The 21,342-nt window shown below is 72.3% G+C and carries 20 protein-coding genes and 1 pseudogene; 16 read left to right on the top strand and 5 right to left on the bottom strand.

The window, feature by feature from the left end; translation table 11 throughout:
* The first annotated feature begins 56 nt into the window (after window positions 1–56).
* The 8 genes from ACWGIG_RS10345 to ACWGIG_RS10310 all read left to right on the top strand — a co-directional run bounded on the left by ACWGIG_RS10345 (window position 57) and on the right by ACWGIG_RS10310 (window position 8,189).
* Entirely contained in the window at window positions 57–938 is an 882-nt protein-coding gene (locus ACWGIG_RS10345; RefSeq protein ID WP_453321113.1) for an LLM class F420-dependent oxidoreductase, read from the top strand.
* Between the two features lie 57 nt (window positions 939–995).
* Window positions 996–1,430: a GNAT family N-acetyltransferase gene (locus ACWGIG_RS10340; protein WP_453321112.1), complete on the top strand. Its 435-nt coding sequence runs from the start codon at window positions 996–998 to the stop codon at window positions 1,428–1,430.
* Window positions 1,431–1,615: 185 nt separating this feature from the next.
* Complete coding sequence (locus tag ACWGIG_RS10335) at window positions 1,616–2,962, top strand: hemolysin family protein (protein WP_453321111.1); 1,347 nt, start codon at window positions 1,616–1,618, stop codon at window positions 2,960–2,962.
* Window positions 2,959–3,978, top strand: coding sequence for a hemolysin family protein (locus tag ACWGIG_RS10330; RefSeq protein WP_453321110.1), 1,020 nt, complete (start codon window positions 2,959–2,961; stop codon window positions 3,976–3,978). Before ACWGIG_RS10335 ends, ACWGIG_RS10330 begins: the two co-directional genes overlap by 4 nt.
* Before the next feature lie 104 nt (window positions 3,979–4,082).
* Window positions 4,083–4,862: an SGNH/GDSL hydrolase family protein gene (locus tag ACWGIG_RS10325; RefSeq protein ID WP_453321109.1), complete on the top strand. Its 780-nt coding sequence runs from the start codon at window positions 4,083–4,085 to the stop codon at window positions 4,860–4,862.
* 59 nt (window positions 4,863–4,921) lie between these two features.
* Window positions 4,922–6,355 carry an adenylosuccinate lyase gene (purB, locus tag ACWGIG_RS10320; protein WP_453321108.1) on the top strand — a complete coding sequence of 478 codons (1,434 nt, stop codon included), beginning with the start codon at window positions 4,922–4,924 and terminating at the stop codon, window positions 6,353–6,355.
* Window positions 6,356–6,371: 16 nt separating this feature from the next.
* On the top strand, window positions 6,372–6,920 hold the full coding sequence (mug, locus tag ACWGIG_RS10315; protein WP_453321134.1) for a G/U mismatch-specific DNA glycosylase: 549 nt from the start codon (window positions 6,372–6,374) through the stop codon (window positions 6,918–6,920).
* A gap of 102 nt (window positions 6,921–7,022) precedes the next feature.
* Window positions 7,023–8,189: an ROK family protein gene (locus tag ACWGIG_RS10310; RefSeq protein ID WP_453321133.1), complete on the top strand. Its 1,167-nt coding sequence runs from the start codon at window positions 7,023–7,025 to the stop codon at window positions 8,187–8,189.
* A 9-nt stretch (window positions 8,190–8,198) separates the two neighbouring features.
* On the opposite strand, the gene ACWGIG_RS10305 is transcribed toward ACWGIG_RS10310, so the two are convergent.
* Window positions 8,199–8,972, bottom strand: coding sequence for a GntR family transcriptional regulator (locus ACWGIG_RS10305; RefSeq protein WP_453321107.1), 774 nt, complete (start codon window positions 8,970–8,972; stop codon window positions 8,199–8,201).
* Window positions 8,973–9,170: 198 nt separating this feature from the next.
* Window positions 9,171–10,073: an RNA polymerase sigma-70 factor gene (locus ACWGIG_RS10300; RefSeq protein WP_453321106.1), complete on the bottom strand. Its 903-nt coding sequence runs from the start codon at window positions 10,071–10,073 to the stop codon at window positions 9,171–9,173.
* A 177-nt stretch (window positions 10,074–10,250) separates the two neighbouring features.
* Between ACWGIG_RS10300 and ACWGIG_RS10295 the strand changes: the two genes are divergently transcribed.
* The 4 genes from ACWGIG_RS10295 (at window position 10,251) to ACWGIG_RS10280 (ending at window position 13,530) form a co-directional block, all read left to right on the top strand.
* Window positions 10,251–11,081 (top strand): alpha/beta fold hydrolase, encoded by an 831-nt coding sequence (locus ACWGIG_RS10295; protein ID WP_453321105.1) that lies wholly within the window; start codon window positions 10,251–10,253, stop codon window positions 11,079–11,081.
* A 114-nt stretch (window positions 11,082–11,195) separates the two neighbouring features.
* Window positions 11,196–11,615, top strand: coding sequence for a hypothetical protein (locus ACWGIG_RS10290; protein WP_453321104.1), 420 nt, complete (start codon window positions 11,196–11,198; stop codon window positions 11,613–11,615).
* Window positions 11,612–11,944: a winged helix-turn-helix domain-containing protein gene (locus ACWGIG_RS10285; RefSeq protein WP_453321103.1), complete on the top strand. Its 333-nt coding sequence runs from the start codon at window positions 11,612–11,614 to the stop codon at window positions 11,942–11,944. The genes ACWGIG_RS10290 and ACWGIG_RS10285 overlap by 4 nt, the downstream gene beginning before the upstream one ends.
* A 143-nt stretch (window positions 11,945–12,087) precedes the next feature.
* Entirely contained in the window at window positions 12,088–13,530 is a 1,443-nt protein-coding gene (locus tag ACWGIG_RS10280; RefSeq protein ID WP_453321102.1) for a GNAT family N-acetyltransferase, read from the top strand.
* A 129-nt stretch (window positions 13,531–13,659) separates the two neighbouring features.
* On the opposite strand, the pseudogene ACWGIG_RS10275 reads toward ACWGIG_RS10280, so the two are convergent.
* Window positions 13,660–14,809: pseudogene (locus ACWGIG_RS10275) on the bottom strand (trans-sulfuration enzyme family protein); the annotation flags it as partial.
* Between the two features lie 60 nt (window positions 14,810–14,869).
* On the opposite strand from ACWGIG_RS10275, the gene ACWGIG_RS10270 reads away from it, so the two are divergent.
* The 3 genes from ACWGIG_RS10270 to ACWGIG_RS10260 all read left to right on the top strand — a co-directional run bounded on the left by ACWGIG_RS10270 (window position 14,870) and on the right by ACWGIG_RS10260 (window position 18,092).
* Window positions 14,870–15,412 (top strand): Lrp/AsnC family transcriptional regulator, encoded by a 543-nt coding sequence (locus tag ACWGIG_RS10270; protein WP_453321101.1) that lies wholly within the window; start codon window positions 14,870–14,872, stop codon window positions 15,410–15,412.
* Between the two features lie 32 nt (window positions 15,413–15,444).
* Window positions 15,445–17,127 carry a DUF885 domain-containing protein gene (locus tag ACWGIG_RS10265; protein WP_453321100.1) on the top strand — a complete coding sequence of 561 codons (1,683 nt, stop codon included), beginning with the start codon at window positions 15,445–15,447 and terminating at the stop codon, window positions 17,125–17,127.
* Between the two features lie 68 nt (window positions 17,128–17,195).
* On the top strand, window positions 17,196–18,092 hold the full coding sequence (locus ACWGIG_RS10260; protein ID WP_453321099.1) for an ATP-grasp domain-containing protein: 897 nt from the start codon (window positions 17,196–17,198) through the stop codon (window positions 18,090–18,092).
* A 19-nt stretch (window positions 18,093–18,111) separates the two neighbouring features.
* Here the strand turns inward: ACWGIG_RS10260 and ACWGIG_RS10255 are convergent, their stop codons facing one another.
* A complete protein-coding gene (locus ACWGIG_RS10255) occupies window positions 18,112–18,630 on the bottom strand; it encodes a rhodanese-like domain-containing protein (protein WP_453321098.1) in 519 nt (172 codons plus the stop codon).
* A gap of 93 nt (window positions 18,631–18,723) precedes the next feature.
* Between ACWGIG_RS10255 and ACWGIG_RS10250 the strand changes: the two genes are divergently transcribed.
* A complete protein-coding gene (locus tag ACWGIG_RS10250; protein ID WP_453321097.1) occupies window positions 18,724–19,170 on the top strand; it encodes an Lrp/AsnC family transcriptional regulator in 447 nt (148 codons plus the stop codon).
* 82 nt (window positions 19,171–19,252) lie between these two features.
* Here ACWGIG_RS10250 and ACWGIG_RS10245 read toward each other — a convergent pair.
* A partial coding sequence (locus ACWGIG_RS10245) for an SbcC/MukB-like Walker B domain-containing protein (RefSeq protein WP_453321096.1) occupies window positions 19,253–21,342 on the bottom strand: 2,090 nt, incomplete at its 5' end.

The raw sequence follows: 21,342 nt of genomic DNA, 5'->3' as shown, positions 1-21,342 counted from the left end.
GGTTGCGCAAGAATGGCCGTCCGTACGAACAGCCAGCTGAGCAGAGGGAGTTGCACATGGTCAGGCCGTTCCGCTTCTCGGTGAACATGATGACGCCCGCCGACGGCGAGGAGTGGGCCCGCAAGTGCCGTCGCGCCGAGGAGCTGGGATACGACGTGATCCAGGTACCCGACCACCTCGGGATGCCTGCCCCGTTCCCGGCGATGGTCGCCGCGGCCGCCGCCACCGAACGTCCCCGCATCGGCACGTTCGTCCTCAACGCGGCCTTCTGGAACCCGGCGCTGCTGGCCCGCGAGGTCGCGACCGTGGACGCCCTGATCGGCGGGCGGCTGGAGCTGGGCATCGGCGCGGGGTACGTCAAGGAGGAACACGAGACGGCCGGTGTCGCATACCGGTCGCCCGGCGGCCGGGTCGATCATCTGGCCCGTACCGTCGAGGAGTTGGACCGGTTCCTGCGGGACGAGGCACATCTGCCGAAGCCGGTGCAGCGGCCCCGCCCGCCGCTGCTGATCGCCGGCGGCGGCGACCGGGTGCTGAAGCTGGCGGCCGAGCGTGCGGATGTGGTGGCGTTCGCGGGCGGGCTCCAGGTCAACCCGGGAGAGCTGCGGGTGCTCAGCGCCGAAGGGCTGGACGAACGGGTCACCCTCTACCGGAAGTTCGCGGCCGGGCGGACGACGGAGGCGGAGCTGAACCTGCTGATCCAGATGGTCGTGATCACCGACGACCGCAGGGCCGCGTTGCAGGACTACATGTCATTCGTGCCGTACCTGACGGAGGAGGAGGTACTGGGGCTGCCCGTCCACGCGGTCGGCACGGTCGAACAGATCGCGGACCAGTTCCGGGCCACCCGGGAACGCTACGGCTTCTCCTACTTCAGCATCCTCGAACCCTATACGGAGGCCTTCGCCCCGGTCATCGAGGAGCTGCGCGGCACCTGATACGCACGAGGGGAAACCCGGTCGACGCCGGTCGCGGCCCGGTGGTCGGATGGATCCATGAGCGCATCTGAAGACATCCGGCTCCGCGCCGCGACCCCGGCCGATCTCGACACCGTGCTCGCCTTCTGGAAGACGGCCGCCGAGGGCACCAGCATCAGCGACGACCGGGACGGCGTCGAGAGCCTGGTCGCCCGCGACCCGCACGCGCTGATCCTGGCGGAGCGGGACGGGGCGCTGGTCGGCACCGTCATCGCCGGTTTCGACGGCTGGCGCTGCTCGCTCTACCGATTGGCGGTACACCCGGACCACCGGCGGCAGGGGGTCTCCGGCGCGCTGCTCGCCGCCGCCGAGGACCGTTTCGTCACTCTCGGCGGGCGGCGCGGGGACGCCATGGTGCTGGACGAGAACTCCCTCGCCCACCCCGCCTGGCGGTCCGCGGGGTACGCGCCCCAGCCGCGGTGGAGCCGGTGGATCAAGCCACTCGGGCAGTGACCGGGACCGGCCCGTACCGGACGCCTTTGCCTGTCCTTTACCATGGGTGCTTCATTCTGGGACTTCCAGGATTTTCCGACATCCCGACTTGAAAGGTGTGAGCGTCCGCCCATGGGCGAGCCTCCCAGTAGCCGACATCGCGCATTCCTCCTGACCCTGATCGACCATGGGACGGAGGTGAACCGATGATTGAAGTGCTTCTGCTCCTCGTGGCCGTGCTGCTCTCGCTGATCTGCGGTGCCTTCGTCGCAGCCGAGTTCTCGCTCACGACCATCGAGCGCGGAGACCTCGAACGGGCCGTCGAGCGGGGTGAGCGCGGCGCGGACAGCGCCCTGAAGGCCGTCCGCAGCCTCACCTTCCAGCTGTCGGGCGCCCAGCTCGGCATCACCGTCACCAACCTCCTCGTCGGCATGCTCGCCGAGCCTTCGGTCTCCAAGCTGCTCCGGGGCCCAGCAGAAGCGGTCGGCCTGCCCCCCACCGTGGCCTCGTCGGTGGCCCTCGTCATCGGTACGGCGCTGTCGACCGTCGTCCTGATGGTCGTCGGCGAGCTGGTCCCCAAGAACTGGGCGATCTCCTCGCCGCTGGCCGTCGCGAAGGTGGTGGCCACGCCGCAGCGGATGTTCACGGCCGCGTTCAAGCCGCTGATCAGCCACCTCAACAACACGGCCAACCGCATCCTGCGCCGCTTCGGCATGGAACCGGCCGAGGAGCTGGCGTCCGCGCGCAGCCCGCAAGAGCTGGTCGCGCTGGCCCGGCACTCCGCCAAGGAGGGCGCGCTGGAGGCCGACACGGCCGAGCTGTTCGTCCGTACCCTCAACCTCGCCAAGCTCACCGCGGAGAACGTGATGACGCCGCGCGTGCAGGTCACCGCACTGGACGTGCAGGCCACCGCCGAGGACGTCGCGAACGCCACCCGGGCCACCGGCCTGTCCCGCTTCCCCGTGTACCGGGGCAGCCTGGACTCGGTCGTCGGCCTGGTCCACATCAAGGACGTGCTGGCGGTGCCCGCCGGGCGCAGGCCCCGGCACCCGGTGACCGAGCTGGTCCGCGAGCCGCTGCTGGTCCCCGAGACGCTGACCGTGGACAAGCTCCTGGACCGGCTGTCCGGCAAGCGGACGATGGCCGTCGTCATCGACGAGTACGGCGGCACGGCCGGTGTGGTCACCCTGGAGGACATCGTCGAGGAGGTCGTCGGCGAGGTCCGCGACGAGCACGACCCGCACGAGACCCCCGACCTCGCCCGCGTGGGCGAGGACACCGACGGCCGCGACCTGTGGTCGGCGGACGGGGCCGCCCGCACCGACCAGCTGGAGCGGATCGGACTGCGGGTGCCGGACGGCCCGTACGAGACCCTGGCCGGACTCATCGCCAACGAACTGGGACGGATCCCCGAGGTGGGCGACTGCGTGGAACTGTCGGGCTGGAAGCTGGACGTGGTGGACGCGAGCGGACGACGGGCGGCAAGGGTGCTGATGCACGCACCGCTGACGTCCGGACACGTCTCCGCCGAAGAGGCGGGGGCCGGACGATGATCGCGATACAGCTCCTCATCGGCCTGCTCACGCTGGTCGTCAACGCCTTCTTCGTCGGCGCGGAATTCGCGCTGATCTCGGTGCGCCGCTCGCAGATCGAGCCGGAGGCCGAGGCCGGGAACCGCAGGGCGCGCAGCGTCATCTGGGGCCTGGAGCACGTCTCGGCGCTGCTGGCCGCCGCCCAGCTGGGCATCACGCTGTGCACCCTGGTGCTCGGCATCGTCGCCGAGCCCGCCATCGCGCACCTGCTGGAGCCCCTGTTCCACGCGGTGGGCGTGCCGGACGCCCTGACGCACCCGATCTCGTTCGTCATCGCGCTGGCCCTGGCCACGTACCTGCACATGCTGCTGGGCGAGATGGTGCCGAAGAACATCGCGCTGGCCGAGCCGACGAAGACCGCGCTGCTGCTCGGTCCGCCGCTGGTGGCGCTGGCCCGCGCGCTGCGCCCGGTGATCTTCACGATCAACTCCTTCGCCAACATGCTGCTGAAACTGCTGAAGGTGGAGGTCAAGGACGAGGTGTCGGCGACGTTCTCGGACGACGAGCTGGCACGTCTGGTGAAGGACGCCGGCGACGCCGGGCTCCTGGACGACCGGGCCGCCGAGCGGCTGCGGGACGCCCTGGAGCTGGGCCGCCGCCCCGTGCGGGACGTCGTGATGCCGGTCGAGCGCGTGGTGTACGCGCAGGTCGGGACCACTCCGGAGGAGCTGGAACGGCTGGCCGCCGAGTCCGGGTTCTCACGCTTCCCTGTCCTCGACTCGACGCGGCGGATCCTGGGCTACCTCCATGTGAAGGACGCCCTGGACGCGACGCCGCGCGATCTGCCGTTCCCGGTCTCCGCGATGCGGCCGATCGCCCGGGTGCGGGCGGAAACGCCGCTGGACGACGTGCTGACGGCGATGCGCCGCAGCCGTACGCACCTGGCCGCCGTGACCGACGCGGACGGCCGCCCCGCGGGGCTCGTCACCATGGAGGACGTGCTGCGGGAACTGGTCGGACCGCCGCAGCAGGTCTGACGGCCGTCGTGCACACTGCCGGGCCCCTCTCGTGCGAGGGGGCCCGGCAGTTGTCGTTTCCCGACCGTCCACGTCCGGACCCGACCGAGTAGGATCGCTCCGCCATGGAGATGAATGCCACCTACACCAGCTTTGTCGCGGTCGGCGACTCCTTCACCGAGGGAATGTCCGACGCCCTGCCCGACGGCTCGTACCGCGGCTGGGCCGATCTGCTCGCGGCCCGCCTCGCCGCCCGTACGCCCGGATTCCGGTACGCCAACCTCGCCGTGCGCGGCAAGCTCATCGGCCAGATCGCCGACGAGCAGGCACCCCTCGCCGCTGCGATGAAGGCGGACGTGGTGACGCTGGTGGGCGGCCTCAACGACACCCTGCGCCCCAAGGTCGACATGGGCCGCGTGCGCGCCAAACTGACCGAGGCGGTCGAGCGACTGGCGCCGTCCTGCAAGCAGTTGGTGCTGATGCGCAGCCCCGGCCGGCACGGTCCGGTCTTCGAGCGGTTCCGGCCGCGCGTGGAGGAGCTCTTCGAGGTCGTCGAGGAACTGGCGGCGAAGCACGACGCGGTGGTCGTCGACCTGTACGGGGCGGCCGTCCTCGGCGACCAGCGGATGTGGGACGTGGACCGGCTGCACCTGACCGCCGAGGGGCACCGCCGGGTGGCCGAGGCGGTCTGGCAGGCGCTCGGCCTGGCCGCCGAGGACGACTGGCTGTCCCCGCTGCCGGCCGCGATGCCGCCGGGCTGGGGCGCGCGCAGGACCAGTGACCTGCGGTTCGCGCGCGAACACCTGGTGCCGTGGATCGGGCGCAGGATCACGGGACGCTCCTCGGGCGACGGCCGACCGGCGAAGAGGCCCGAGCTCCTCCCGTACGACGCGCCGCTCTCGTAGCAACGCACGAACCGCCCTGCGTCTCTGGCCTGCATGAATGCCCAGTAGAATCTGGTCGTGTGACTGCCAAGCCCCGCATCCCCAATGTCCTGGCCGGCCGCTACGCCTCCGCGGAGCTTGCCGTCCTGTGGTCCCCCGAGCAGAAGGTCAAGCTGGAGCGCCAGCTGTGGCTGGCCGTGCTGCGTGCGCAGAAGGACCTCGGCATCGAGGTTCCGGACGCGGCGCTCGCCGACTACGAGCGCGTGCTCGACCAGGTCGACCTGGCCTCCATCGCCGAGCGCGAGAAGGTCACGCGCCACGACGTGAAGGCGCGGATCGAGGAGTTCAACGCCCTCGCCGGGCACGAGCAGGTCCACAAGGGCATGACGTCCCGCGACCTCACCGAGAACGTCGAGCAGCTCCAGATCCGGCTCTCCCTGGAGCTGATGCGCGACCGTACGGTCTCCGTCCTGGCGCGGCTGGGCAAGCTGTCGGGCGAGTACGCCGAGCTGGTCATGGCGGGCCGCTCGCACAACGTGGCCGCGCAGGCCACCACCCTCGGCAAGCGCTTCGCGACCGCCGCCGACGAGCTGCTCGTCGCGTACGGCCGGCTTGAGGAGCTGCTCGGCCGCTACCCGCTGCGCGGCATCAAGGGCCCGGTCGGCACCGCCCAGGACATGCTCGACCTGCTCGGCGGCGACGCCGAGAAGCTGGCGGACCTCGAACAGCGCATCGCGGGCCACCTCGGCTTCGCGCACGCCTTCACCTCGGTCGGCCAGGTCTACCCGCGCTCCCTCGACTACGAGGTGGTGACCGCGCTGGTGCAGCTGGCCGGCGCGCCGTCCTCGGTCGCGAAGACGATCCGTCTGATGGCGGGCCACGAGCTGGTCACCGAGGGCTTCAAGCCCGGCCAGGTCGGCTCGTCCGCGATGCCGCACAAGATGAACACCCGCTCCTGCGAGCGCGTGAACGGCCTGATGGTCATCCTGCGCGGATACGCGTCGATGACCGGCGAGCTGGCGGGCGACCAGTGGAACGAGGGCGACGTGTCCTGCTCCGTGGTCCGCCGGGTGGCGCTGCCGGACGCGTTCTTCGCGTTCGACGGCCTGCTGGAGACCTTCCTGACCGTGCTGGACGAGTTCGGCGCGTTCCCGGCGGTCGTCGCCCGTGAGCTGGACCGGTACCTGCCGTTCCTCGCCACGACGAAGGTGCTGATGGCGGCCGTACGGGCGGGGGTCGGCCGGGAGGCCGCGCACGAGGTCATCAAGGAGCACGCGGTGGCCTCCGCGCTGGCCATGCGCGAGCTGGGCGCCGAGCGCAACGAGCTGCTCGACAAGCTCGCCGCCGACGACCGGATGCCGCTGGACCGCGCGCAGCTCGACGCGCTGATGGCGGACAAGCTGTCCTTCACGGGCGCCGCGGGTCAGCAGGTGGCCGCGCTGGTCGCCCGTATCGAAGAGATCACCAAGCAGCACCCCGAGGCGGCGGCGTACACCCCCGGCTCGATCCTCTGAGGACCGTCACCGCGTGCTGACTCCCGAGGAACTTCAGGCCGCCCGTGACCACGTCATCCCCGACGTGATCGCGGGCGGTCTGCGTGTGCTGTTCTGCGGCATCAATCCGAGCCTGATGTCGGGCGCGACCGGCCACCACTTCGCCCGCCCCGGCAACCGCTTCTGGCCGGTGCTGCACAGGTCGGGCTTCACCCCGCGGCAGCTCAAGCCGTACGAGCAGGACGAGTTGCTGTCGTACGGGCTCGGCATCACCAACGTGGTGGCGCGGGCCACCGCACGCGCCGACGAGCTGGACGCGGAGGAGTTCCGGGAGGGCGGACGGCTGCTCACCGAGAAGGTGGCACGGCTGCGTCCGCAGTGGCTGGCGGTGGTCGGCGTGACCGCGTACCGCACTGCCTTCGGCGAGCGGAAGGCGCGGATCGGTCCGCAGGAGCGGACGATCGGCGGCGCCCGGGTCTGGGCGCTGCCCAACCCCAGCGGGCTCAACGCGCACTGGAGCGTGCAGGCGATGGCGGAGGAGTACGGGCGGCTGCGCGTGGCGGCCGACGACGCCGCCGGAAGGTAGCGGCCTGCAACGATCCGGTTCCGCTTGGTACGGCCCGACTCGCCCTGGCAGGTCGCCTGCTAGTACGATCCGGCAGACATGCGTACGAGCTGGGAGGACACGTTGGGGCGGCTGACCGGCGGGGACCCCTCTCTGTTGCGGCGGATCAACTCCGCGGTGGTGCTGCACGCCCTGCGCGGTGCGGACTCCGCGGACTCCCCCACCCTCACCGACCTGACCCGGGTCACCGGCCTGTCCAGGCCCACCGTCGAGGGCGTCGTCGAGGGGCTCATCGAGACCGGTCTGGTCGTCGAGACGGCGGCCGAAGAGGGCGGTACGAAGCGCCAGGGGCGGCCCGCGCGGCGGTTCCGGTTCCGGGCCGAGGCGGGACACCTGCTGGGTATCGAGATCGGCCCGCACCGCGTCTCCGCACTGCTGTCGGGGCTTGACGGGCGGATCGTCGGCGCCGGGTCCCGGGAGGTCGACGAGTCGGCCGGTGCGGACGACCGTCTGGAGCGGGTGCGTCAGGTGGTCGCCGACGTGCTGCGCCGGGCCTCGGTGCCGCGCAGCTCGCTGTGGGCGGTCGGCGTCGGCAGCCCCGGCATCGTCGAGGCCGACGGGACGGTGCGGCTCGGAACGGCGCTGCCCGGCTGGACGGGACTGCGGCTGGGCGAGCGGCTGCGCCGGTCGTTCCGGTGCCCGGTACTGGTGGAGAACGACGCCAACACCGCTGCGGTGGCCGAGCACTGGAAGGGCGTCGGGCAGGACACCGACGACCTCGTGTTCGTGCTCGCGGGGCTCAGTCCCGGCGCGGGTTCGCTGATCGGCGGGCGGCTGCACCGGGGGTACGGCGGTGCGGCGGGCGAGATCGGCGCGCTGCATCTGCTGGGGCGCGAGGCCCGGCCCGAGAAGCTCCTCTCCACCACCGACGAACCGCTGCACCCGCTGGACGAGCATGCGGTGGCAGCGGTGTTCGCCGAGGCCAAGCGCGGTGACGTACAGGCGCAGGCGGCGGTGGAACGGTTCATTCAGCGGCTCGTGCACGACGTGGCGGCGCTGGTCCTGGCGCTCGACCCGGAGCTGGTCGTGGTCGGCGGATGGGCGGCGGGCATCGACGGCGTGCTGGATCCGCTGCGCGGCGAGCTGGAGCGGTACTGCCTGCGTCCGCCGCGGGTGGCGCTGTCACTGCTCGGCGAGGCGTCGGTGGCGACGGGCGCGCTGCGCCTCGCACTGGACCACGTGGAGGAGCAGCTGTTCGCGGTGGAGACCACGGTGACGGCCCGCCGCTAGAAGCCGAGGTCAGGACGCGTGGGCGGCCTGGCCGTGGTGGCTGATCTCCAGGTCGCCCGAGTCGCCGAAGGTCAACCGGCAGGTGTCCGCCCGGTACGTCGCGACGGAGACGGCGGCGGTGCGGCCCCCGGCGAAGTAGCGGGTGGTGACGACCAGAACGGGCGCGCCCGGCAGCCGGTCGAGCTCCTTGGCGTCGTCGGCGCGGGCGGAGCCCAGTTCGACGGCGCGGTCCTGGCCGTCCAGGCCCAGGCGCTGGAGTTCGCGCAGCACGCTACGGGCGCGGACCGGGCCCGACGTGGCGTCCGTGGCCGGGAGTTCGGGCACCGAGGACGCCGGGACGTACAGCAGCTCGGCGGCGACCGGCTGGCCGTGCGTCATGCGGGTGCGGCGCACGGTGTGCAGTTCGTCGTCGGTGGCAGCGGCGAACATCCGGCTCACCGCGGCCGGGGCGGCGGCGAGGGTCGCGGTCGTGCAGTCCGCGCTCTGCCAGACGTCGTCGGCCGTGCCGGGCCAGGTGTGCTGCGAGGTGGAGACGTCGACGCCCATCCGGGGAGGGGCGACCGTGGTGCCCACTCCGCGGCGGCGGTGCAGGCGGCCCTCCAGCTCCAGCTGTTCGAGCGCCTGGCGGAGCGTGGCGCGGGCGACGCCGAAGCGGGCCGCCAGATCACGCTCGTTGGGGAGGATCTCGCCGACCGAGAAGTCGGTGTCGAGCGCCTCGCTGAGCACGGTCTTGAGGTGCCAGTACTTCGGCTCCGGCACCGTTTCGAGCTGCGTGGTCCCCACCCTGATCCTCCGCAATCGCCGCGTCCGTCGCGAGATTCCGCGTTCCGCGCCTTTGTTTATTAAAGGTCCTTGCACTAACCCTGCGACCATAGGACGGCACCTCTACTTGGTCAAGACCAATTCATCACGGAACGGCAAAATGCCCCGCACCCGGGGGACGGATGCGGGGCAGCTGCGGACAGCGGGGCTCGGGGCGCTCTACTCCGGTACGAGCGTGGTGAGTTTGTCGGGGTTACGGACGATGTATACGCACTGAATGAGGCCGTCGGCGACGTCCAGCTGGAAGACGGTGTCCGGCCTGCCCTCGGACAGGACCAGCACCGCGGGCCCGCCGTTGAGCTCGGTGAACCGGACCTCCATGCCCGGAACCGGCTTCACGGCCACCGCCAGCAGGAACCGTGCGACCTTGTCCCCGCTCTCCACGATCCGCAGCGGCGCCTTCGACTTGCCGCCGCTGTCGCCGACCAGCCTGGCCTCGGGGGCCAGCAGCGACAGCAGTTCGCCGAGGTCGCCGCCGGTGGCCGCGGCGAGGAAGCGTTCGGTGAGGTCGCGCTGCTGCACCGGGTCCACGTCGTAGCGCGGCTTGCGCTCGTCGACGTGCTTGCGCGCCCGGCCGGCGAGCTGGCGCACCGCAGCGTCCGACTTGTCGAGGGCGGTGGCGATCTCCCCGTACGGGAAGCCGAACGCCTCGCGCAGGACGAACACGGCGCGCTCCAGCGGCGAGAGCGATTCGAGGACGACCAGGACGGCGAGGGACACCGACTCGGCGAGGACGGCCTGTTCCGCGGTGTCGGGGACGCTCACTCCGAAGTCCGTCTCGAAGGGCTCGGGCAGCCACGGCCCGACGTACGCCTCGCGGCGCGACTGCACGTGCCGCAGCCGGTCGATGGCGAGTCGGGTGGTGATCCGTACGAGATACGCACGCGGGGCGCGGACGTCCTCGCGGCCCTCGGCCGACCAGCGCAGCCAGGCGTCCTGCACGACGTCCTCCGCGTCGGCCACGCGGCCGAGCATGCGGTAGGCGACTCCGGTCAGGACGGGGCGGTGCTCTTCGAAGAGGGCGGACAGGTCACTCGGGTCGGTCACGGTATCGGCAGTCACCGGTCCATCCCAGCTCACGGGCTCGGCGCTGTCCACCCTCGGCCGCACTCTTGAACTCCTTCCTACCGGAGAGTAGTTGTTACGGGTAGTTGTTGCTGACAGACCGTCTAAGGCCGTAGCCCGGGGACTTCGCGCCCCAGGGATTGCGCGACCCAGGTATTGAGGGAGCTGCACACCATGACCGCCGGCATCGAGTTCACCGTCGAGTCCCCCGGGGGCCCGCGCACCGCCTCCGTCACGTACGAGCGGGTGGGGCGGGGCGAGCCACTGCTTCTGCTGCACGGCATCGGGCACCACTGGCAGGCCTGGGAGCCCGTACTGTCCGCGCTGTCGGCGGAGCGCGACGTGATCGCCGTCGACCTGCCGGGGTTCGGGGCCTCGCCCGCCCTGCCCGAGGGCATGACGTACGACCTGGGTGCGGTGGTGCCCGTGCTGGCCGCGCTGTGCGAGGAGCTCGGCATCGACCGTCCGCACGTGGCGGGGAACTCGCTCGGCGGGCTGCTCGCCCTGGAACTGGGCCGCGAGAAGCTCGTACGGTCGGTGACGGCGCTGTCCCCCGCCGGGTTCTGGACGCAGGCCGAGCGGCGGTACGCGTTCGGGACGCTGCGCGGGATGCGGGCGGCGGCGAGCGCCATGCCGCTGCCGCTGATCGAGCGGCTGTCGAGGAGCGGGGCCGGGCGGTCCCTGCTGACCAGCACCATCTACGCGAAGCCGGGACGGCGTACGCCCGAGGCCGTCGTCGCGGAGACCCTCGCACTGCGCGAGGCCACCGGATTCGGGCCGACGCTGACCGCCGGGCTCTCCGTGCAGTTCCGGGACGACGTGCCGGACATCCCGGTGACGGTGGCGTGGGGCACCCGGGACCGGCTGCTGCTGCGGCGGCAGGGCGTCCGGGCCAAGGACGTCATTCCGGGGGCACGGCTGGTCCGGCTGCCGGGCTGCGGTCACGTGCCGATGAACGACGATCCGGCGGCGGTGGCGCGGGTCATTCTGGACACCAGCCGCTGACGGCCCGATACGGCGCACTCACCCCTACGAGTACTTGCCATGTTGGAAAGTAAATGCCAATCTGGAAAGCAAGAGCAGTGCACGCAGCTGCACGAACCGCTCCGAGGGGGAGAAATGTCTGAACACACCTGTGCCGCTGAGGCGTTGAGGCAGGCCGACAGGGTGGAGAGCGCGGCCTGGCGGGGCAGCAACTGGTATCTGCGCTTCCTGCTGGTGTTCGGGCTGGCCCAGTTCGCGATCGCGCCCGTACTGGTCCTCCGGCAGGGCCCGGCGAGCACCTTCGTCGCCGTCGGGGTCAACACTGTGGTGGTGATCACCATGAGCGTGTACGCGGCACGCCAGCGCACCGTCCGCCGGGGCTTCGGGATACGGCACGGCGCGGTGATCGGCGGCTGGGGAGTGGCCTTCGGACTCACGGCCGCTCTCGGGACCACCGTCCTTCACGGCAGCGCACTGTTCGCGACGGTGGCCACCCTGGCCTGCATCCTGCCCTTCGCCGTCGGGGCCTGGTTCGAGATACGGAGGCCGGCATGACCGGCAAGCAGCCCGGGTCGCACCCCCGGCACGCACTCGCCCCCTTGCTCACCTCACCGGTGCGACTGTCGGTGGTGGCGGCGCTCTCCCCCCTGGACAAGGCCGAGTTCAGCTTCGTACGGGATCTGGTGGAGGTGTCCGACTCCGTACTGTCCAAGCAGGTGGCCGCACTGGAGGAGGTGGGCTGGGTCACCGTGCAGAAGGGGCGCATCGAGCGCAGGCCCCGGACCTGGCTGACCCTCACCGCCGAAGGGCGTGCCTCGTACCGGCAGCACCTGGACGCACTGCGAGCAATCGCCGGAGGCCAGGAGCTTGACACCCCGACCTGACCGGGCGAACGTATCCCGCCACGGGAGCAGTCGGGTCCGGTCACCTGTCGCCGAAAATCGCAGCGAATCGACCCGAAGCACACTTAACCCATCAGTCACAAACCGTTCGTGATCACGCAACACCGCTGAGCAAGAGTGCTGGCATGACGGACACGAACTGCCGCACGGCAACCACCCCCACGGCCTCCAAGACCCGGCACCGCCACCACTGGCGCCGCGACCTCGTCGAGCTCGCCGCACTCTTCACGGCGGTGGCGGTCGCCGACTCGATCGCGAACATGATCGTGCACGGTCCCGAGGGGCCCGTACTGCTCATCGCCTCGGCGGTGGCGCTCGCCGCCACCGCCGGGTTCCACACCTGGTGGGCGCGGAAGCACAGTCACGCTCCGCCTCCGCCGCCGACCGATCCGGGGGCGGCCGTCGACACCGTGGCCGCCCAGGACTCCGGCCCCGGCGAGGCCCGGGAGACCTCGCTGTGGCGGATGCGGACCACCGTGCAGGACGAGCCCGGTTCGCTGGCCGCACTGTGCACCGTGCTCGCCCGGCTGCGCGTCGACATCCTGACCCTCCAGACACACCCGCTGGGCGACGGCACGGTGGACGAACTCCTGCTCCGCAGCCCCGCCGACCTCCAGGCGAGGGACCTCTCCCGCGAGGTCGCGGCGATCGGCGCCCGGGACACCTGGCTGGAGCGGGCCGACGCGCACGACCTGGTGGACGCCCCGACCCGGGTGCTCGGCCTGGCCACCCGGACCGCACTCGACGCCGCCGAACTGCCGCTCGCGCTCCGGCAGTTGCTCGGCCGGTGCACGATTCACTCGCTGCCCGCCACCACCCTGACCGGGCGGCCGACCGGGCAGAGCGCGCCGGTGGAAGGCGTGCTGGAAGGGACCGTGATGCGGCTGCGGGATCCGTCGGGCGGGGCGATCACCGTGGAGCGGCCGTACCTGCCGTTCACACCGACCGAGTTCGCGCGGGCGCGGGCGCTGGTGGAGCTGGACGCCCGGCTCGGGCCCCGGTTGCCGCGCAGCCAGGACGTGCTCACGCTCCCCGAGGGCAACGCGATCACCGTGCGCCGGGCCGGGCCCGACGACATCGAGGCGGCGCTCGCCATGCACGAGCGCTGCTCCGAGCGGACCCTCAACCTCCGCTACCACGGGCCGGTCGGCGACGCCGACCGCTACCTCAACCATCTGCTGAGCCCGCGCTACGGCCGCACCCTCGCCGTACAGACCGCGTCCGGCCGGCTCGTCGCCCTCGGCCACCTGCTGTGGGACGGCGACGAGACCGAGGTCGCACTGCTCGTGGAGGACGCCTGGCAGCGGCGCGGCATCGGCTCCGAGCTGCTGTCGCGGCTGGTTGCGTTGGCGGTGGAGGCCGACTGCGGCAGCGTGTACGCGGTGACCCAGGCGTCCAACACCGGGATGGTCGCCGCGATGCGCGGCCTTGAGCTGCCTCTCGACTACCAGATCGAGGAGGGCACGCTCGTCGTCACGGCCCGGCTCAACGCGCAGCAGGCTCCGGTACGGCCCCCTGTTCCGCTGCACGAGGCGACCCCGCACGGACAGCAGGCCGACCGGAACTGACCGGACCGACGGATTCGGCGGGGTCGCCGGGGCCGACGGGACCGACCGGGCCGGGCGAACCGGCGGAGTCGGCACAGGAGTTGACCCGCCCGGCCGAACCGGCAGAGGCGGCCGAGGAGTTGACCCGTCCGGCTGCGTCGAGGGCCTCGCACAGGTCGCGCCACAGGTCCTCGACGTCCTCCAGACCGACCGACATCCGCAGCAGCCGGTCGCTGACACCCGCCGCCCGGCGGTCTCCCTCGGCCACGATGCGGTGGCTGAGGGAGGCCGGGTGCTGGAGGAGCGTGTCGACGCTGCCGAGGCTGACGGCCGGGGTGATGAGCCGCACGCCGCCGATGACGGCGTGCGGGTCTCCGTACACCTCGAAGGCGACCATCGCACCGCCGAGGCTCGGGTAGTGGACCCGGGCCACGCGCGGGTCGGCGATCAGGCGGCGGGCCAGTTCGGCGGCGTTGGCCGAGGCGGCGCGCATGCGTACCGGCAGGGTGGAGAGGCCGCGCAGCAGCAGGTATCCGGCCAGTGGGTGGAGCACGCCGCCGGTCGCGAACCGCACTTGGCGCAGCCTGCCCGCGAACTCCTCGTCGCAGGCCACCACCCCGGCCAGTACGTCGCCGTGCCCGCCCAGGTATTTGGTCGCGCTGTGCAGCACCAGCCGCGCGCCGTGTTCGGCGGGCCGTTGGAGGACCGGTGTCGCGAAGGTGCTGTCGACGAGCAGCGGCACCGATCCGCAGGCGTCCGCGACGGCGGCGATGTCGACCTCCGCGAGGGTGGGGTTGGCCGGGGTCTCGACCATGACGAGCCCGGTGTCGGGGCGTATCGCCGCCGAGATGCCCGCCGGGTCGCTCCGGTCGACCCAGGTGACCTCGGTGCCGAGCAGCCCGGCGCCCAGCAGGTGGTCGCTGCACCCGTAGAGCGGGCGCACCGCGACCACGTGCCGCAGGCCCATGGAAGACCGTACGAGAAGAACAGCGGTCAGGGCCGCCATGCCGCTGGCGAACGCGACCGCGCTGTCGGTGCCTTCGAGCTGTGCGAGGGCGTCCTCGAAGCGGGCGGTGGTGGGGTTGTCGAGGCGCGCGTACACGGGCGGGCCGTCCGGGCGGGCGCCGGTGGTGGCGAACGCGTCGATGCGCAGCGCCTCGGCGCGGCTGTCGTGGGAGGGGTAGGTCGTCGACAGGTCCAGGGGGACCGCGTGCACGCCCAGCGCGGCGAGGTCTTCGCGGCCTGCGTGCACGGCGTGGGTGGCGAGGGCCCGGGGTGCGGGCACGGCTTCGGTGGTCATGAGGGGGAGTCTGAACATTCGGCGGGCCATCCGGGTGAACTGCCGTGCTACGTTCGGCAGATGGCTGAATCCGTCGCACTCGACACGGTCGACCTGCACATTCTGCGGCTGCTGCAGAACGACGCCCGGACGACGTACCGCGAGCTGGCCGCCGAGGTCGGTGTCGCACCCTCCACCTGTCTGGACCGGGTGGGCAGACTGCGCCGCTCCGGGGTGATCCTCGGCCACCAGCTGCGGCTCGACCCGGCGAAGCTCGGACGCGGCCTTGAGGCTCTGCTGTCCGTACAGGTACGGCCGCACCGGCGGGAGCTGATCGGCCCGTTCGTGGAGCGGATCACGGCGCTGCCGGAGTCGCGGGCGCTGTTCCACCTCACCGGCCCCGACGACTACCTGGTGCAGGTGGCGGTGGCGGACACCGCCGACCTCCAGCGGCTCGTACTGGACGAGTTCACGTCGCGGCGGGAGGTGGCCCGGGTGGAGACCCGGCTGATCTTCCAGCAGTGGGACTGCGGGCCACTGCTGCCGGCCGCCGTGCCACCGGGGATCGACCGTCAGGTGTCCGGACCGGTCGGCCGTCAGGTGTCCGGGCAGGAACGCCCGTGACGCGGGCGGCCTTTCCGTACGAGGATGACCGCATGTCAGACATCAGCATCCCCTCGCCCCGCCAGGTCGCCGACGCGTACGTCGACGCACTCGTCGCCCTCGACCCCATCCTCGGCACCACCCTCGGCGTGAAGGAGAGCGCCCGTACGCTCCCCGACTACTCCCCCGAGGGCCGGCAGGCCGTCGCCGAACTCGCCCGCCACACCCTCGCCGTACTGGACGAGGCGGAGCGCCGGCCGGGCGCGGACGCCGATGCCGAGCGGCGCTGCGGACGACTGCTGCGCGAGCGGCTGACCGCCGCTCTCGCGGTGCACGCGGCGCAGGAGGACCTGCGCACCGTCAGCAACATGCACTCCCCCGCGCACCAGGTGCGCAAGGTCTTCGCGCTCGCCCCGACGGAGACGGTCGAGGACTGGGCGGACGTCGCGGAGCGGCTGCGCGCCGTCCCCGCCTCCTTCGACGGCTATCGCAAGTCGCTCGAACTCGGCCTGGAGAAGGGCCTGTTGGGGAGCCCCCGGCCGACCGCGACGTTCATCGCCCAGCTCACCGAGTGGGCGGGCGGGAAGCAGGGCTGGTTCGAGGAGTTCGCGGCGGACGGCCCGGACGTGCTGCGCGGGGAGCTGGACGCGGCGGGCCGTGCGGCCACCGGGGCGGTCGTCGCGCTGCGCGACTGGATGCGCGACGTGTACGCCCCTGCCGTCCAGGGCGCGCCCGACGCCGTGGGCCGCGAGCGGTACGCGCTGTGGTCGCGGGCCTACAACGGCACCGACCTCGACCTCGACGAGGCGTACGCGTACGGCTGGGCGGAGTACCACCGGCTGCTCGGCGAGATGAAGGCGGAGGCCGAGAAGATCCTGCCCGGGGCGGCCACCCCGTGGGAGGCGCTGTCCTGGCTCGACGAGCACGGCACCCACATCGAGGGGGTCGAAGAGGTCCGCGTCTGGCTCCAGTCCGTCATGGACGAGGCGATCGCGGCCCTCGACGGCACCCATTTCGACCTCGCCGAGCGGGTCCGCAGGGTGGAGTCCCGCATCGCCCCTCCCGGCGGCGCGGCGGCTCCGTACTACACGAGCCCTTCCGAGGACTTCTCCCGTCCCGGCATCACCTGGCTGCCGACGATGGGCGAGACCCGTTTCCCGGTGTACGACCTGCTGTCGACCTGGTACCACGAGGGCGTGCCCGGCCACCACCTGCAGCTCGCGCAGTGGCGGCACGTCGCCGACCGGCTGTCGCGCTACCAGGCGTCTGTGGGCATGGTCAGCGCCAACGCGGAGGGCTGGGCGCTGTACGCGGAGCGCCTGATGGACGAACTGGGCTTCCTGCCGGACGCCGAGCGGCGGATCGGCTACCTGGACGCGCAGATGATGCGTTCGACGCGGATCATCGTCGACATCGGCATGCACCTGGGTCTGGAGATCCCGGCGGACTCCCCCTTCCACCCGGGCGAGCGGTGGACGGTGGAGCTGGCGCAGGAGTTCTTCGGCATGCACAGCGGCCGTCCGGCGGACTTCGTGGAGAGCGAGCTCACCCGCTACGTGTCCATGCCGGGCCAGGCGATCGGCTACAAACTGGGCGAGCGGGCGTGGCTGCTGGGCCGGGAGAACGCGCGCAGGGCGCACGGTGACTCCTTCGACCTGAAGGCGTGGCACATGGCGGCGCTCTCGCAGGGCTCGCTGGGCCTCGACGACCTGGTGGACGAGCTGTCGAAGCTCTGACCTGCGGGCCCCCGGGGAAACGGCCGGAGCCCGTCCCCTTTCATCTCATCCACCTCAACGGGGAGAACATGAACGCGAGTTGGCTGCTGTGCTCGGATCCGCTGCACGCCCGCCGCCCCGATCCGGCGTTCGCCCAGGACGCGGCGGCCGTGCGCGGTGCGGGCACAGCGGTGGCGCTCCTCGATCACGACGCCCTGCTCGCCGGTGACGTCCCGGCGGCGCTGGCACGGGTGCCGCGCGGCTCGGGACCTTACTGGTACCGGGGGTGGATGATCCCCGTGTCCCGGTACGAGGATCTGGCGCGCGGTATGCGCGAGCGCGGCTGCGCCCTGCTGACCGGCCCGGACGCGTACCGCAGGGCGCATGAACTCCCCGGCTGGTACGAGGCGTTCGCCGCGCTCACCCCGCGCAGCGTCTGGCGGGAGCTGCCGCCCGGGAGCCCGCCCACCGCTGCCGCACTGGCCTCGCTCGTCGCCCCGCTGGGGTCGGGGCCCGCCGTGGTGAAGGACTTCGTCAAGTCCCGCAAGCACGAGTGGCACGAAGCGTGCTTCGTACCCGAAATCGGCGAAGTGGAAGCCCTGTCGGCCGTGGTGGGCCGCTTCTTCGCGCTCCAGGAGGACACTCTCGCGGGCGGGCTCGTGGTGCGGACGTTCGAGCGCTTCGTCCCCGGCGGCGAAGCCCGGGTGTGGTGGGTGGACGGGGCGGCCGTACTGGTCACCGCGCACCCGGACGCCCCGGGGCAGTTGCCGGAGCCCGACCTCTCGGCGGTGGGCCCCGCCGTGCGGGAGCTGGGCTGCCGGTGGGTGACGACCGATCTCGCACTGCGCGACGACGGGGTGTGGCGGGTCGTCGAGGTGGGCGACGGGCAGGTCAGCGGGCTGCCGGAGGGAGCGGACGCCGGGCCTCTCTTCGCGTCGCTGGCCCGTGCGGCCGACCCCGGCGAAGTCCGTACTCCGCTTCGGTGACCCGGCCCGAACGCCCCTGTCAGCAGCCGCAGTTCTCCGCGCCGACCGGTGCCGTCAGCGGGTCCGCCTCGCGCGTCTCGCGGGCCTCCCAGGTCTCGAACTCGAAGCCTTCCCTGATCCAGTACTCCATCCCGCCGAGCATCTCCTTGACCTGGTAGCCGAGTTGGGCCAGGGCGAGGGCGGCGCGGGTGGCGCCGTTGCAGCCGGGGCCCCAGCAGTACGTGACGACCGGGACGTTCCTGTCGAGGAGGCGTTCGGCCTGCTCGGGGATGAGGGCGGTCGGCAGGTGGAGGGCGCCGGGGACGTGGCCCTGGTCCCAGGACTCGGTGGAGCGGGAGTCGATCACCACGAAGCCGGGGTCCTCGCCGGAGGCCCGTGAGGCGGCGAGCGCGGCGGCGACGTCCGAGACGTCCGCGTGGAAGGCGAGGCTGGCACCGAAGTACGCGGCGGCGGCTGCGGGGGACGCGGGAGGGATCCGCAGGACGGCGTTGACCGCTTCGGCGGCGGGGACCTGGGGGTGTGCCGTGGTGTTCGTCATGGCCTGAAATCTACGTCCGATGATCATCCGACTGAAGTGGATTCCCCTTGAACTTCTCTTGATCTGCCGGTGATTCCCCTGTTGTCTGTCCCCATGACCGGATATTCACCGGACGCCACGGACTGGCGCATCCTGGAAGCCCTGCAGCGTGAAGGGCGGGCCACGTTCGCCGACCTGGCGCGGACCGTCTCGATGTCGTCGAGCGCGGTGACCGAGCGGGTCCGCAGGCTGGAGGAGGCGGGCGTGATCTCGGGGTACTCCGCCGTGGTCGAGCCGGAGCGGCTCGGCATTCCCATTCTGGCGTTCGTACGGCTGCGGTATCCGCACGGCAACTACAAGCCGTTCCACGACCTGCTCGATGCGACGCCCGAGGTCCTGGAGGCGCACCACGTGACGGGCGACGACTGCTTCGTGCTGAAGGTCGCCGCGCGGTCGATGCAGCACCTGGAGGAGGTGGCAGGGCGGATCGGGGCGCTCGGGTCGGTGACGACCAGCGTCGTGTATTCGTCGCCGCTGCCGCGCCGCGCGATCGGCCACTGAGCACGCGGGCCGCCGGGCCCCGCCTTCAGCAGCGCCCGCGTGCAGAGGTACCCGTGTAGAGAGATGGTGGCGGACCGGTCAGTCAGAGGTGGTGGCGGACCGCCGATCCGTTGCGCTGTTTGACGACCTCCAGCCGGGTGCCGATGCGTTGCCGCAGGTCACCGACGTGGCTGACGATGCCGACGTTGCGGTTCCGCTCGCGCAGGGCGTCGAGGACGTCGATGACCTCGTCGAGGGTCGACTCGTCGAGGCTGCCGAAGCCCTCGTCGATGAAGAGGGTGTCGAGACGGACCCCGCCCGCTTCGTCGGTGACCACGTCCGCGAGGCCCAGCGCCAGCGCCAGGGACGCGAAGAAGGTCTCGCCGCCGGACAGGGTGGACGTGTCGCGCTCGCGGCCGGTCCAGGAGTCGACGACGTGCAGGCCGAGTCCGGCCCGGCGGCTGCCGGTGCCGGTCGTCCGCTCGTCGGAGTGGACGAGGGTGTAGCGGCCGTCGGACATCCGGTGGAGCCGGGCGGTCGCGGCGGCGGCGACCTGTTCGAGCCGAGCGGCGAGGACGTACGACTCCAGGCGCATCTTGCGTTCGTTGTCGGCGGAGGTGCCCGCCGTGAGTCCGGCGAGGCGGGCCACCCGTTCGTACTCCGTGCGCAGCGGGCCGAGCCGGTGTGCTTCGGCCTCGGCCTGCCGGGCGAGGCGGGCCAGCGCCGCGCACCGTTCGACGGCCGCGTCGTACGACGAGGTGGCGTCCCGCTGCGCGCGCTCGGCGGCGGACAGTGCGGCCTGGGCCGCCTGCGGGTCGGCGGCCGTCCGCTGCGCGGCGTCGGCGGCCTCGCTCTCGCGCAACCGCTCGGCGACCGCAGCCCGTTCGGCCTGCCAGGCGTCGATACGGTGCTGGAGCTCGCGCTGTCTTACGTCGTCGAGGAGCGCTTCGCCCGCTTCCTGCGGTGTCGCGAACCCGGCCTTGAACGCGGCGTCCGCGAGAGCGCCGTCGGCTTCCTTGAGCCGCTCCGCCGTCGCCTCGTAGGTCCTTACGGCCTCGGCCGCTCCGGCGAGCAGCTCGGCCCGGTGCCGCAGCAGCCCGAACTGCTCCTGCACGCTGTCCGCCCCGCCGCGCGCACGCGTCAACTCCTCTTCCAGCGAAGCCAGTTCACGGTCGAGGGCTTCGCGGTGCGAGGTCCGGGCGGCACCCCGGCGCTCGGCCTTCTCCCGGGTGTCGACGCGGCGGGTGTGCTCCCGCTCGGCCCGGTCGAGGGCCTCCCTGGCGGCGTGCATGTCGCCCGCGCCTTCGTGCGCCGCCGTGTATGCGCGCTGCAGTTCATGGGCCTGCGCGGCGAGTTCGGCGACGCTCGCGCCGCCCGCCTCGGCCTGTGCGGCGGCCAGGGTCTCGCGCAGCCCGGCCAGGGCGCTCTCGGCCCGTGTCCTGGCCTCTTCGGCCGCGGTGTATGCCGTCTCGGCCTGCTGCTCGGCGGCCCGGTCGACGTGTCCGGCCCCGGCCTGGGCGGGGGCGGGGTGCTCGGTGGCACCGCAGACCTTGCAGGCTTCGCCGTCGCGCAGTCCGGCGGCCAGCTCCGCGGCGATTCCGCTCAGCCTGCGCTCGCGCAGGTCGAGCCATCTCTCGCGGGCGTCCCCCGCGGCGTCGCGGTCGGCCTGCAACCGGTGCTCGGCCTCGCCCGCCTGCTGACCGAGTGCGTCGCGGCGGCGGGCGGCGTCGAGCCGGGTGCGGGCCGGTTCCAACTGCGACTCCAGGTGTCCGGCGCGGGTCGCGGCCTCCTGCGCCGCCTCGATGCGCTCCTGGTGCCCGCGCCGCACGGTGTCCCATGCGGCGAGCCACTCGTCGGCGTCCTGGCGGAGTTCGTCGTCGGCGCGGGCCTCGCGGTCGAGGGCGGCCCGCTCGGCGGTGATGTCGGCGCTGCGGTGCTCGGCCCGGCGGGCGGCGTCGAGGCCGCCCAGTTCCTGTCGTATCCGTCCTTCCCGCTCGGCGAGCTGGTCGGCTCCGGCGTCCGCGAGGGTGGCCGGGAGCCGGCCGCGGGCCTCCTCGTAGCTCCTGCTCGCCGTCCGGTGTTCGCGGTCGGCGGCGCCGCGCAGGGCCAGGGCGGGCGCCACCCGGTCGGCCGCCCTGGCCAGGTCCTGCCGGGCACAGAGCCGCTCGAACTCCTCGCGGCGGGCGTCCAGGG

It is taken from the genome of Streptomyces sp. NPDC054863, from assembly GCF_053610825.1.
The sequence above is the reverse complement of the archived record's forward strand: the minus strand, read 5'-3'. Positions and strand labels throughout refer to the sequence as shown.